The sequence below is a fragment of the Cohnella sp. GCM10027633 genome (genome assembly GCF_042675445.1).
Classification (GTDB): domain Bacteria; phylum Bacillota; class Bacilli; order Paenibacillales; family Paenibacillaceae; genus Cohnella.
In genome coordinates this window covers 659865-673926 of record NZ_JBHTGV010000002.1, presented here as the reverse complement: position 1 = coordinate 673926, position 14062 = coordinate 659865, and the positions used below count along the sequence as shown (strand labels likewise).

10 protein-coding genes are annotated in these 14062 nt (G+C 57.8%); 1 reads left to right on the top strand and 9 read right to left on the bottom strand.

What is annotated here, in order from left to right:
- Positions 1-13: 13 nt before the first annotated feature.
- The 9 genes from ACFQZG_RS07260 to ACFQZG_RS07220 form a co-directional block, all read right to left on the bottom strand.
- On the bottom strand, positions 14-814 hold the full coding sequence (locus ACFQZG_RS07260) for a response regulator transcription factor (RefSeq protein ID WP_378150901.1): 801 nt from the start codon (positions 812-814) through the stop codon (positions 14-16).
- Positions 780-2582 (bottom strand): cache domain-containing sensor histidine kinase, encoded by a 1803-nt coding sequence (locus tag ACFQZG_RS07255; protein WP_378150899.1) that lies wholly within the window; start codon positions 2580-2582, stop codon positions 780-782. The genes ACFQZG_RS07260 and ACFQZG_RS07255 overlap by 35 nt, the downstream gene beginning before the upstream one ends.
- Positions 2583-2687: 105 nt before the next feature.
- Positions 2688-4709, bottom strand: a complete 2022-nt coding sequence (locus ACFQZG_RS07250; protein ID WP_378150897.1) for an alpha-glucuronidase family glycosyl hydrolase — start codon at positions 4707-4709, stop codon at positions 2688-2690.
- Positions 4710-4724: 15 nt separating this feature from the next.
- A complete protein-coding gene (locus ACFQZG_RS07245; RefSeq protein ID WP_378150895.1) occupies positions 4725-5714 on the bottom strand; it encodes an endo-1,4-beta-xylanase in 990 nt (329 codons plus the stop codon).
- Positions 5715-5777: 63 nt separating this feature from the next.
- Positions 5778-6710: a carbohydrate ABC transporter permease gene (locus ACFQZG_RS07240; RefSeq protein ID WP_378150893.1), complete on the bottom strand. Its 933-nt coding sequence runs from the start codon at positions 6708-6710 to the stop codon at positions 5778-5780.
- Positions 6711-6724: 14 nt separating this feature from the next.
- Positions 6725-7693: an ABC transporter permease gene (locus ACFQZG_RS07235; protein ID WP_378150892.1), complete on the bottom strand. Its 969-nt coding sequence runs from the start codon at positions 7691-7693 to the stop codon at positions 6725-6727.
- 107 nt (positions 7694-7800) lie between these two features.
- Complete coding sequence (locus ACFQZG_RS07230; protein WP_378150891.1) at positions 7801-9507, bottom strand: type 2 periplasmic-binding domain-containing protein; 1707 nt, start codon at positions 9505-9507, stop codon at positions 7801-7803.
- 131 nt (positions 9508-9638) lie between these two features.
- Positions 9639-11402, bottom strand: a complete 1764-nt coding sequence (locus ACFQZG_RS07225) for a sensor histidine kinase (protein ID WP_378150890.1) — start codon at positions 11400-11402, stop codon at positions 9639-9641.
- Positions 11403-11416: 14 nt separating this feature from the next.
- A complete protein-coding gene (locus ACFQZG_RS07220) occupies positions 11417-12994 on the bottom strand; it encodes a response regulator (RefSeq protein WP_378150889.1) in 1578 nt (525 codons plus the stop codon).
- 191 nt (positions 12995-13185) lie between these two features.
- Between ACFQZG_RS07220 and ACFQZG_RS07215 the strand changes: the two genes are divergently transcribed.
- Positions 13186-13983, top strand: a complete 798-nt coding sequence (locus ACFQZG_RS07215; protein WP_378150888.1) for a Nif3-like dinuclear metal center hexameric protein — start codon at positions 13186-13188, stop codon at positions 13981-13983.
- Positions 13984-14062: the final 79 nt, after the last annotated feature.

The window sequence follows — 14062 nt, the reverse complement described above, 5'->3', positions numbered from 1 at the left end:
TATAGTTCCATCTTTATTGGATGCTCTCCGGCTCGCCGGTCATGGCCGCGCGGTACTGCCCCGGACTTCTTCCCTCGTATTCCTTGAACACCTTGTTGAAGTATTTGGCCGTCCGGTAGCCGATCCGTTCGGAGATCTCCGCGATCGGCAGCCTTGTCGTCAACAGCATCTCCTTCGCCTTCTGCAGCCGTCTGCGGGCGACGTATTCGCTGAACGTCATCCCCAGCTGTTCCTTGAACAGCACGCTGAAGTAGCTGGCGTTCAGGTGAGCGTGCTCGGCCGCTTCGCGAAGGCCGATCGCCTCTCCGATACGCTCGTCGATGTACGCCAGCGCGTCTCGGACCGGCTCGCTCGGCTTAACTTCGTTCGCGCTCGTCTCGAGCAGCCGCGGATCGACGAACTTGCGCATGACGCCGACCCGGCTTCGCTCTTCGCCCGCTTCCAGCGCCTGTTCGACGGCCGCGATCAGCTTATCCTTGCCGACCGGCTTCAGCAAGTAATTCGCGACGCCGAGCTGAATGGCTTGCTGCGCGTACTCGAACTCCGCGTAACCGGATACGAGGATGACGGACGGGCGATGCACCGCCCGGCTCTCGAGGACCCGGTTCGCCAGCTGCAGGCCACCGATCTCGGGCATGCGTATGTCTGTGATCATCAGATCGACGGGCGTCTCTTCGAGCGCCCGCAGCGCGTCCCGTCCGTTGTCCGCCGTCGCGATAAGGTGACGCCCCGCGCTCCACCGCTCCAGCATTTTCTTCAGCCCTAACCGCGTTCCCGGCTCATCGTCCACGATCAAGATCGACTTGGGTCTCATCGGTACCTCCCGCCATTGGAATCGGAATCGTTATGCGGATGCTCGTTCCCCGGCCCTTGACGCTGCGAACGGTCAAGCGCTCCGGCCCCGGCGCGTCCCCGTAGCACAAGCGTATTCTTCGCGCGGCGTTCAACGCGCCCAAGCCGGAACCGGTCGAAGCCGGCAGCCGGTCCCGCTCGTCCCGTAGCGCCTCCTCGAGCATGCGCAGCGATTCCTCGTCCATGCCCGCGCCGTCGTCCTCGACGGTCACGTACAGACGCTCTCCGTCGTCTGAGCTCTCGACGGAGAGCGACACGGTGCCCGGTCCGAGCTTGCTCTCGACGCCGTGCAGGACGGCGTTCTCGACGAACGGCTGGAGCAGCAGCCTCGGCAGCTTCGCCGAGCCGAACGCCGGCGGGCAATCGATGGCCCAGGATAGCCGATCGCCGAACCGAAGCTTCATGATTCGCAAGTACTTCTCGATATGGTCCAGCTCGTCTTGCAGCGTCACCCATTCCGATCGCGTCGGACCCGAGATCGTATAACGGAACAAGTCCGACATCGCCACGACGAATTCCGCCAGCTCTTCTTCGTCCTTCTCCTGCAGCGACCAATACAGCGCTTCGAGCGTGTTGTACAGGAAGTGGGGATTGATCTGCGCCTGAAGCGCCTTCAGTTCGGTGCGGCTCTGGAGAAGCTCCTTCTCGTATACGAGACGGATGAGCTCGTTGATGTTATCGATCATGTTGTTGTACGTATGGTTCAGCTCGTTGATCTCGATCGTAGAGGAGACGAGCTCCGTCGGCTTCGGCAAGCCCATCCTGGCCCCGCGCATCGTCTTGATCAGCTTGAGGATCGGACGGGTAATGATCGTAGATAGCAGCAGCGACAACAGCGCGAAGAGCGCCGTCCCGATGCCGGCGGAAGCCACGATCGTCGCGCGAAGCACCGAGACGCCGTCCGTGATCGCATGGACCGGCGTCAGGATGACGAGCGTCCATCCGGTCATTGCCGAACGTTGCTTGACCATGACGTAGTGACGGTCGCGAAGAGTCGCCGATTGCCGGTCCGAAGCCGTAAGAAGCGACGCGTCTTCGTCCGTTACCGCTTCCGCGTTCGACGCCAGCAGCTTGCCGTCAGCGCCGACGAGCAGCATCGTCTCCCGCTCTCTCTCTCCGGCCGACGGATCGTCGAACGCGAATACGTTGCGGTCCATGCGCACGAGCAAGTAGCCGCCCGTCGCGAAGTTCCGCTCGATCAAGCTGACTTGCCGAATGGCGATGAGCGTATTCCGGTCCGCCGGGTCGATGCCGAACCAGACGATGCCGCCCTGGCCCTCGATCGTCTTGCGAATCCAATCCTCGCTTACCTTCTCGTCCAACCTCGCTTCGTCCAGCGGGAATAACCGTCTGCGATCGTTCGTATAGAGCTCGACGGATTTGACGCCGCTCGCGTACAACTGAATCGTATTGATCAGCGGAGGAAGCGCTTGCCGTTCCGAAAAGGTCGCCGTGCGGCCCTCGCCTTCCAGCAGCAGCAGCCGCTGCACGTAATCGTTAGTCGCCACGAGCGTCGTCAACGAATCGACTTGCTCCAGTATGCCTTCCAACCTGCCGTTCGCCTCGACCGCGGTTTGTTGAATATGCTTCGCCGTATTGTTCTTCAGCATCGTGGAGACGGAATCGTACGTGATCGCGCCTACGAACGTCAGAATAACGAGCATGACGAGCAGGAATCCGAACAGCATCTGGTTGCGCAACGAATTGAACTTGGCGATCTTCGGCCACATCGGCAGTCAGCCTCTCCTCGCGCCAGGCGCGCCGTCCGCCCTCGTCGGGCGACAAAAAGGGATGAAGACGATGCTTCATCCCTTGGCTGCGCGCAAGCCGCTCCGTTAATAAATTCGTCTGCCTCGCTCGTCTGGAACCCCGGATTTGCGGTAGAAATACGTATTGACGATATCGCGCCATTGCTTGGCGTGCTCCGCCTGTCCTTCCAGACGATCGCGCACGTTGGCGAACCTCTCCGGATCGACCGCGCCCTCGAGCTTCGACCATTGCGCACGCAGCTCCGCCGCCTGCTCGACTCCTTCGAAGTGCGTGTCGTAAATATGCTGGATAACCGTCTTCCCCGACTTCAGCCGATGCGAATACGGCACGTGGTGGAAGAACAGCAGCAGCTCGTCGGGACAAGCGCCCGGATCGTCGTAGATCGCGGCGTTCGGCGAATGATATTGAGCGCTATAGCCCGTTCCTGTTGCGACCGTCCGGTCGACGCCGATACCGTCGCGGTCCGCGAAATGATACGTGCCCCATCGCGAATACTCGTATCCGTCCACGTCAGGACCGTAATGGTGGTTCGGCGCGACCATCCAACCGACGCCGAGCGGCGCCGTATAGTTCTCGTACGTTCGCCAAGACCCCATAAGCATGCCTCGCACGACCTCGACGACCCGCTCGTCCGCCCCGAACGTCAGCCGGATCCACTCGTCGGCGATCGTCTCCGCGGACAGCTCCGGATTCCAGATCAACCGGCCGTACCCGTATAGGTTCGCTTGCGCCAGAACATGTCCGGTCCAGTTGTCGTCGTCGCCGATATTGGATACGGCCGCGAAGCCCGCATGCTTGGAACCGTACAGGCTGCCGTCCGCGATCCGCTTCGCGTAGGAGCCTGCGCCCTTCGCGTGCGTGTCGAAGTCGAGCGCTTCCTTCCATTGCGGCACGAGATAGCACAGATGACGCTGTTGGCCGGTATACTCCTGCGTAATCTGGAATTCCATCGCCTGGTTCGTCTTCGTCATCGCTCCGAACAGAGGGGAGACGGGCTCGCGGACTTGGAAGTCCATAGGTCCGTTCTTGATCTGGAGAACGACGTTATCCTTGAACTTGCCGTCCAGCGGCGTGAAGTGATCGTACGCCGCGCGCGCGCGGTCGGTCGAGCGATCTCGCCAATCCTGCATGCAGTTATAGACGAAGCACCGCCAGACGACGATGCCGCCGTGCGGAGCTAGCGCCTCGGCAAGCATATTGGCGCCGTCCGCATGATCGCGTCCGTACGTGAACGGACCCGGGCGGTGCTCGGAATCCGCCTTGACGAGGAAGCCTCCGAAGTCGGGGATTCGCCCGTAGATCGCCGCGGCCGTCTCCTTCCACCACGCGCGCACCGAATCGTCTAGCGGGTCCGCCGTCGTTAAGCCGCCCGCTTGAATCGGCGCCGCGAAGTTGACGCTCAAGAAGAGCTTGATGCCCAGCGGGCGGAACGCGTCGGCGACCTTCGCCACCTCGGGCAGCGCGCCCGGCGTAACGAACGCCGTCTCGGCCTCGTGCACGTTCACGTTGTTGATCGAGATGCCGTTAATGCCGACGGAAGCCGCCAGCCTCGCGTAATCCCGCACGCGATCCAGGTTCGCCGCGATCTTGCCGTTCCTATAGAAGATCGACTTCCCCGCGTATCCGCGCTCGATGCTGCCGTCCGCGTTATCCCATTGGTTCAGCATGCGGAGCCCGGCCGACGGCTTCTCGCGGATGTCCAGCGCCTCCAATGGCTCGCGCGCACCGACTAACCGCAGCAGATGGAATACGCCATAGAGCAGTCCCGAGTTCCCTCCGCCGACGAGGGACAGACGAGTTCCCGCGTCCGTGCGGATCCGGTAACCCTCGGCGCCCAACCGCTCGCGCTCCTCCCCCTCCGCGTATGCGATCCGGCAATACGACGGATCGCTCGGACTCTCGGAGAAGAGCGGCTCGATGCCGAGCATCCTCCGGAGCCCCGTCTTCAGCAATTGCAGCGCGGGCTCGAACTCCGTTACGCTAGCGGGCAGCACGATGTTGCCGAGCTGCCTGATATAGTCGTTGCGTACGGAGACGTTATCGATCGGGTCGTATTGAAGCCATGCTTTGTATGATTTGCTAGACACCCTCGTACCTCCGATCTACAGATGCAATCCGGCGACTTTGTCGAAAGACGCCTTTGGACGATGTTGCTCGTCGAATAGGAACGGCCAATTCTTCCTTCCGCGTACGGGGAAATCGTCCAGCCAAGTGTAATCGTCCGCCGCTCCCCAGAACGTAACGGAAGCGATGAACTCGCGATATTCCCGGAATAGGCGGAAAACTTCGTCGTACCTTTCCTCTTGGCGAGCGAGCATCTCTGCCGTCGGCGACTTCAAATCCGTACGGCGGTCGTCCCACTCGAACACGGATATGTCCATCTCCGTAACGTGCAGCTTCAAGCCGAGCTGGGCATAGCGTTCGATCGAGGCCCGTATCGCGTCCGGCGTCGGAGAAGCCAAGCTCCAATGCGCCTGCAAGCCGATGCCGTGAATCGGAGCGCCGCGCTCCTTCAGCGAACGAACGAGCGCATAAATGCGCTCCCGCTTGCCCGGATCGCATTCGTTGTAATCGTTATAGAACAATAACGCTTTCGGATCGGCTTCGTGCGCATACTCGAACGCCTTGGCGATGAAATCCTCGCCCGCGATGTCGAGCCATGGGGAGGTCCTTAGCAGAGCGGAGCCGTCGTCCGTGACCGCTTCGTTCACGACGTCCCAGCAATAGACGTCGTTCTTGTAACGACCGACGACCGTGTCGATATGAGACTTCATTCTGGCCAGCAACGTCGTCTTGTCGACGGGTCCGCCATGCGTATCCCGAAACACCCATTCCGTCGTTTGGTTGTGCCAGACGAGCGTATGCCCGCGCATTCGTTGACCGTGCGACTTCGCGAAAGCGACGATTTCGTCCGCCCGATCGAACGTATATACATCCTCCGATGGATGCACGCTCGCGAATTTCATCTCGTTCTCCGCGGTAAGGCTATTGAATTGTTCGGCAATCAAACCGCCCGCTTGCGCGATAGTACGGGGATTTACGGCTGCGCCGATGTCGAAATCGCCCGCGAATGCTTCGTGAAGCTTCTTCATGTCGTTTTCCCCCTTTAAACAAAGGCTGCCGGCGAATGCTCGCCGACAGCTGTTGAATCGAATTTAACCTTTTACGCCGCCGACCATCATGCCTTTGACGAAATACTTTTGCAAGAACGGATACAGCACGATCATCGGAACCGAGGCCACGATCGTCATGGTAGCGCGAATCGAGAGCGGCGTAACCATGCTGGCCTGAGCGTCCGGATTCGAGAACGCGCTCTCCGGAGACGAGGAGGCGCTGGAATTCTGTAGAATCTTCTGCAATTCGTACTGCAGCGTGCTGAGTTTGATATTCGACGAGTTATACAAGAACACGTCCAACCAGGAGTTCCATTGATAGACGGCCGTGAACAGCGCGACCGTGGCAAGCACGGGCATGCATAGCGGCAGCACGATGTTGAAGAACGTCCTGAATTCTCCCGCTCCGTCGATTCGCGCCGACTCCAAGATACTATCAGGCAACGCGTCTATGAAGGATCTGATCAGAATGAGATTGAATACGCCGATCAAGCCCGGCCAGATATATACCCAGAAGCTGTTGATCAGCCCAAGATCGCGGATGTTCAAGAAGTCAGGAATAAGTCCCGGATGAACGTACGCGGTCAAGACGAATGCGATCGTGATGAACTTGCGCAGCACGAAGTCTTGCCGGCTGATGGTGTAAGCGACCATGGCCGAACAGAATACGGTCGCTATCGTGCCGATGACCAAGCGAAGGACCGAGATCAGCGTCGCATGGAAAATCGTCGATTCCCTGAACACGTATTTGTAGTTCTCGAACGACAGTTCCCTCGGCCAGATATAGATGTCGCCCTTGATCGAATCCATCGCGCTGTTCAGCGAAAGCGCGAGCGTGTTCAAGAAAGGATACAAGGTCACGACCATCAGCAAGCATAGGAAAGTGATATTGAAAGTGTCGAAAATACGGTCTCCCAGCGAAGCGTTCCTTCGGGTAAGCTTCTTGGGCGTCGTTCCCGCGGCTAAGTTTGCCATTCCGTGATCCCCCCTTAGAACAGTCTGCTCTCGCCGGCTCTCTTCGCGATGTTGTTCGCGATGAACAGCAGCACGATGCTGACGACGCTTTTGAACATGCCGGCCGCGACTGCAAGCGAGAAGTTGCTCTGGTTAATGCCGTACAACAGAACGAATATATCAATGTTCTCGGAATAGTCGATGTTCATGCCGTTCTTCAGCAAGTATTGCGCCTCGAATCCCGATTGCATCAGATTCCCGATATTAAGGATAAGCAAGACGATGACGACCGACTTGATTCCCGGCAACGTCACGTGCCACATTCTCTTGAACCGCCCGGCGCCGTCCATTTCCGCCGCTTCGTACTGCGCGGGATCGATCGTGGCCATTGCGGCTAGGTAGACGATCGTATTCCACCCGAGTTCTTTCCATACCGTCCCGAGTCCGAGTATCGTCCAGAATTGCTCCGGAATGCCCAGGAACAAGATTTCTTGACCCTTCTCGATCATGCCTAGCTTAAGCATCAAGACGTTAAGAATGCCGTCCGGCGCAAGCGTCGCTTGAATGATGCCCGCGGCGACGACCCAGGAGAGAAAGTGCGGCATATACGTGACCGTCTGTACGACTCGTTTGAATATCATCCCGCGCAATTCGTTGAGCAACAGCGCGAGCGTAATAGCGGTAACGAATCCAAGGACGAGATTGATCCCGCTCTGCGCGAACGTATTTCTTAATACGCGCAAGAACCTTTCGTCTTGAAAGAGAAATTTAAAATGAGCCCAACCGACCCACTCTTGCTCCGAGAAGCTTTTAGCCGGCCTGTATTTTTGAAATGCCGTCGTCCAGCCCCACAGCGGCAAGTATTTGAACAGAAATAGCCAAACGAGAAAAGGAACGGACATCAAGACGAGCATCCGCTGTTGCACGAGTTTCTTAAAGAAAAGCTTCAGTCCCTTCGGCTTAGACGCCGTGGAAGTCGCTGCAGATACGATGTTACTCTCCATATTGATTCTCCTTCCGGACCGTCCTTGCGAATGGGAATAAGCGAAAGCCGACTTATGCGAGCCAACAGCGCGTATAAGCCGGCCTTTCGCTTATCTCTTATGAGGGATTACTTAGCGGCTTCGATAGCCAGCTTGATTTGTTCCGTGTACCATTTCTCGTATCCGGCCGTGTCGAGCTTGCCGAACTCGGCTACGAATTCGCCCCATACTTTCTCGAAGTCGGCCGGTTTCGCGAGCACGAGTTTCGGATAGAACTTCTTCGTGACTTCGTCCTTCGCCGTTTCCCACAGTTGTTCCGGCGAGCCTTGCGCCTTGTTGATCCCCCAAGCAGGGTACCATGGGCGCGGATCCGGCTTGGCGAAGAGCTCGGAGTACGTTTGAACGCCGTATTTGCCCAAGATTTCTTTGTCGCCGTCCGTCAAGCTCATTTGGAACACTTCCGGCTGGTAGCCAGGCGCGAACGCGTTGCCGTCGGACAGCGTGGAATTCGCGCCGTATTGCGGCCAATCCCAGTTGAAGTATCGGAAGCCGAAGCTCAGGTTGAACGGCTCGTCGATTTTCTTGATCTGCTCCGCCGTACGGAAGAAGCGGCCTTTCTCGTCCACTTCGTACGTCTCGCCTTTGAGACCCCAGCTCTTCATGATTTGATTCTCTTCTTTGAGCAGGTTATCCCAGAATGCCATGATCCGTTCAGGATCTTCGGCGCTTACGCTAATACCGATACCGCGGTTCTTGACGAATCCGTCCGGATCCAGAAGCTGGTCTTTGCCGCCATCCCACGTCAACGGCATCGGTTGGTATACGAAACCGTCTTGCGTCGGATCTTGTCTCGCCGCGTCGACCAGCAGGTTGCGCGCGTTGCCCGTCTGCCAGCCGTAATCGAAGAAGCCGAGTACTTTCTTGGAAGACAGCTTCGCGAGATATTGGTCGTAGTTATCTACGAAGGAAGCTTTGTCGAACAGGCCTTTGGAGTTGAAGTCGTTCAACTTTTGCAGCCAACGCTTCGTAGAATCGGTCGTATAATACGTCTTGGCTTCGAACGTCGTCATGTCGACTTCGACGTTGCCGTCGTTCGGGTAACCGTCCAAGTGCATCGGCACGTTGGAAGTCGCGAAGAATCTCCAGTCGTGCGTCAGCGTGATAAGGCCTGTCAGACCTTCGTCCTTATGCTTCGCTGCATAATCCTCGATCAGCTTCGTGTATTCGTCCAGCGTCTTGATCTTCGGATAGCCCGCTTCTTTCAATACGCGGCGTTGAATCCAGAAGGCGCCTTGGTTAATGTTCGGATCCGGCGTATAGGCGCCGACTTGGGCCGAGATCGGAAGGTAGTAAATTTTGCCGTCCGGCGCTTTCATTTGGTTGAGGAACGGACCGTATACGCGTTTGATTTCCGGGCTCTTCTCGATCAGATCCGTCAGATCGATGAACGCGCCCGCGTCGAGCAACTGATCGATGCCCGCATCCGGGTTGATAACGTCCGGATAATCGTTGGAAGCGATCATCGTGCCGATTTTCGCTTTCAGGTCGCCTACCAAGTGCTCGATTTTGAAGTTGACGCCGGTCTGATCTTCGAGAATCTTGCCGATCGTCGTCTCGTTCGTGTTCACGTCCGGCGCGTTGGCTACGCCGAGGAAGTAAGAGTAAGTGACTTTATCGAGCGGTTTCTCCGATGCTGGCGCGCTTTCCGTGGATGCGGGTGCACTTCCGGTTGCGCTTGGCGAAGCATTGTTGTCGTTGTTGCCGCTGGAGCAAGCAGCTGCGGTGAACAGCGTTACGGCTGCCAAAGAGCCTAGCAACAGTTTCTTCTTTGCCAATCCATTCGACCCCTTTCGATGATACGGATGTTTTGTAAGCACTTTCAGTATAAAAGCATTCCGGGGCTTTGATTACCCAACAAACTATAGCGGACACTTAGAAAAGCATAGGAACTGCTTCGAATTCGACTTTATTCGACCGGAATCTGCAGCCGGATGTAGGTCCCCTTGCCCGGCGCGCTGTCGATCAAAAGCCGGCACCGATCCCCGTAGATGAGCTTTAACCGATAGATGACGTTCTGAACGCCGATGCGTTCCCCGATCGCTTCCTCGCTCTCGAGATAGCCGTAGAATCGCTTTACTTTCTCCTCATCCATTCCGACGCCGTTGTCGAGAATCGCGAACAGGAGATTCTCGTCGTCCCGTTCGATGCGAATATCGATCTTGCCGCCGTGCTTCAGCGGTTCGACGCCGTGGATGCACGCGTTCTCCACGAACGGCAGGAACATCATCTTCGGCACGAAGCACGATTTCGCGGCCGGATCGATGCTGATCTCGTAGTTGAGCCGATCCTCGAATCGGTATTTCTGGATTTCAAGGAAGCACAGGATGAAGCCCATCTCCTCGTTGATCGTGACTCGGTCCTTGTTCCATGTGAGCGACGAACGGAAGATTTTGGCCATGTTGGCGATGATCTTGGCCGTCTCCGCTTCGCCCTTGATCAAGCTGCGCATTCGGATCGTCTCGAGCGCGTTGAACAGGAAGTGGGGGTTGATCTGGCTCTGCAGCGCGTTCAGCTGCGTCTTCCGGCGTTCGAGTTCAAGCGACTTCGTCTGAATGTCCGCCACGTACACGTCGTCGATCAGGCTCTTCACCTGCAGCGTCATCCGGTTGAATTCCGCCGTCAGCTGGCCTACCTCGTCGTGCTCGCTTTCGCCGCCCTTGATCGTGTCGAAGTTTTGGTTTTTCACTTTCTTCATATGCCGCAAAATGCGCACGAGCCGAACGTTCAGCGATCTCGTGAACCAGATGATGATGAGCGTCGACACGACGAGATTCGGAATGGCCATATAGAGCACGAATTCCTTCGATTTACTGACCTCGCGAAGCACGATCCCTTCCTGGAACTCTCCGACGATGCGCCAATCTTTCAAATAGGTTTGATTCCCCAACGGATTGTCCAAGACCATCGTGTTATTCGACGCGGGAATATCCGAATAACGGTTCGTTTGGTTTAGATCAAGGTCCGCATTCGTCGTGAACATGATTCGGTCGCCGTCGAGCAAGTACATGTTTCCTTCGAGCGTCACGTTGTCGAATAGTTGCTGAATCAGTCCGAAGTGAACGTCGATCTTGAGAATTTTGCTCAGCTCGCCCCCCGCGGTCACGTCTCCCATCCTGCGGATGAAGCTGAATATGGCATCCGGGCTGCCCGGATAATCCGGGGCGACCTTCTCGACGAGCACGCCGAAGGTCGATTGCTCGGCCATGTGCTTGTACCAGCCCGTCTCCCGCGTCTGCTCCGTGATCGGAAGCACGCGCCCGCCGTAAATAATCGTATCGTTGTCCGTATAGATCGTAATCCCTTGGATCGCTTGATAGACCGGGCTGTATTTCTCCAGCGTACGGACAATGTAAGAGTTGTAGTTGTCGACGTAATCCGCCTGCGAGTCGTAGCGCTTATCCAAGTACTGATTGAGCAGCGGTTCGCTATTCAGTACGGCCGTGATCCCGTCCATGTTAGCGAACTGCGCGGACAAGTCGTTGCGGACTTGCTCCATCGCGAGCGAGATATCCCGCATCTTCTGCTTCTTCACGTTGGTCGACGTAATGTCGTAGAAGATGACGTTCGTCAAGACGACCGGAATGAACACCGACAGGAAGTAGACGACCAGCATTTTATTGCGCAGCCTGACGTTGTTCAGGCTTAGCTTGGAGAGCCATTTCGAGAGCATCGTATCACCGCAGCCTAGTTTTTAGTAAAAATCCCGTTCTTGTATTCGGTCGGCGTCTTATGCTCGACCTTCTCGAATTGCGTGACGAAGTAGTCGGGATTGCAGAATCCGACGCGTTCCGCGACTTCGTAAACCTTCAGATCGGTCTGCCGCAGCAGCTTCTTCGCTTCCTGGATGCGAATCTCGAGCAAATAGTCGTTGAAGTAGACGCCGTACGTCTTCTTGAAGAGCTGACCCAGATACACCGGATTCATGTAAAAGATTTTCGATATGCTCTTCAAGCTCATGTTCTCGTGATAATGGGTCTCGATATATTGCTTCACCTTCTGGATGCCGCCCTTGCCCCGCTGCTTCCTTCTATCCGCCAAGTACGCCATGCACTCCATGGCGAACGCGACGATCATCTCGCGGAGACCCGACAGCGTCCTCGGTTCGTTCGACCATTGCATCATCGCCTTGAGCGTCTGCAGCTCGTTCTCGTCGCCTTCGAGCTCGCGCACGATGCGCGTAATGCCAAGCACGCATTGGGCGATGGACGCCTGAACCGACTCGGGAGCGAATCTCTCCTGGCCGAACGAATCGAACAGCTTGCCGATCGACGCCAGCACGGCCGCCTCGTCGCCCTCTTCGACCGCCTCCGCCAGCTCGGCGTTCAGCTTCGCGTCGGATTGCTTGAATCTCAGCGTAATATGGGAGGCTTGGTGGTGCATGATGACGGACTGTCCGTCCAGCGCGTACTTATAATGAACGGTTTCCTTGGCCGTCCGGTACGATTCGGATATCCCGCCTACGCCGAGGCCGGGTTTGCCGACGTACGCCCGCAGGTTCGCCTGCGTCTCTTGCGGCATCGCCGCCAGCAGCCTGGCCGCGAACGATTCCCAGTCGCTATCCGAATCCCCGGACGCCGCAGCGGTCGTCACGATTCCGAACGACGACTTCCCGACGTCGAACAGGAACGTCTGCCGATCCGCGGGGATCGCTTCCCGCGCCAGTCTCTTCATGTCGCCCATCTGCTCCAGCTCCGCTCGCTCCCGATCCTGTCCGAACCCGATGTTGTTCCGCTCGATCAACGCGCAGCCGTATTCGGATTGCGGACGGATATCGAGCAGCTCGGCGGTAGCCGTCGCCATCTCGTCGCTTACCGCTCCCGAAGACCAGCTCTCCAGCATCGCGAGGTCGAGCTCGACGCGCGGGAACTCTTGATCTTGCTCGTCTTTGTCGAGCAGCAGCTTGATTCTGCCCAGCGCCTGCGACATCTCCTCTTCGTCGATCGGTTTCAGGATGAAGTCCTGCACGCCGTAGCGCACCGCCTGCTGCGCATACTTGAAGTCGCTATATCCGCTGATGATGATGAACTTCGGGGTGCGGCCTCCCGCCTCCCTGACCGCGCCGATCAGCTTCAGACCGTCCATGACGGGCATGCGGATATCCGTGACGACGACGTCCGGCCGAAGCGCCTCGATCTGCTTCATCGCTTCTTCGCCGTCGTCCGCTTCGCCGGCGACTTCGTAGCCGAGTTCCGACCAAGGTATGAGCGCGAGCAAGCCTTTGCGCGCGAATATTTCGTCGTCGACCAACAGCACTTTTCTCATAGGCGCCCTCCGATATATGTAATCGCTTTCATTTTTATAAGAAGAAAGAGTGTAATCCATTTTACCGCATCGCCATGCGCTTGGGTACTTCGTAATTGTTAGCATTTCCTTAGGAAAACATAGATTATTCGAGTCTAGGCTCCCGTTCGCGCGCAATCGTGATACGATCGTCCGGAGAGGAGCGTGCGAAGATGACTTTAACCGTACGCGACGTCGTCGCGACGCTCCGAAGCGCGGAGATCGAAGACGACCAAGGCTCCGACCGGCTAATCGCCGGCAGCCTGGACGCGGCCGTCGGCGCGATCGCGGTATCGTTCATGCCGTCCCACCGCGTCGTAGAGGAAGCCGTTCGAGCCGGCGCCGACCTGCTTGTCGTCCACGAAGGCGCGTACTATAGCCATCACGATCTGCCGGATCGTTTCCATGACGACCCGGTCGTCCAAGCGAAGCGAGCTCTGATCGACGGCTCCGGCCTCGCCATCTACCGCTGCCATGACTACTGGCACCGCATCCGGCCCGACGGCCTCATGATCGGCTTCCTTAGCGCGATCGATTGGGAGCGGTTCGTCCATCGTCACGACCCGACTTCGTCCGTCGTCCTGCTGCCGCGCCCGCATACCGTCGGCGAAGTCGCCTTGACGCTTAAGCGACGGCTCGGACTTTCGGCGGTCCGCGTCGTCGGCGACCTGTCGATGCCGTGCGAGCGGATCGGCGTGACGGTCGGCTGCCGGGGAGGCGGCGATCACGCGATTCCGCTGTTCCGGCGAAACCGGATCGATCTGCTCGTCGTCGGCGAAGGCGCGGAATGGGAGACGCCGGAGTACGTGAAGGACGCGTTCGCGCAAGGCCGGAACGCGGCGCTCGTCGTCGTCGGCCACGCGGAGAGCGAGGTGCCCGGCATGCGCTTGCTGGCAGAACGGCTTCGCGGGGCGTTCGCCGGCGTGCCCGTCGCTTATATCGAGGAGCCTCCGCCATTCCAAGTGCTGTAGAAAACGACGAAAGCTCGCGTGCCGCCCAGTTGCGACGGATACGCGAGCTTTCGTTTTGATACATCAATATAGAATGCCT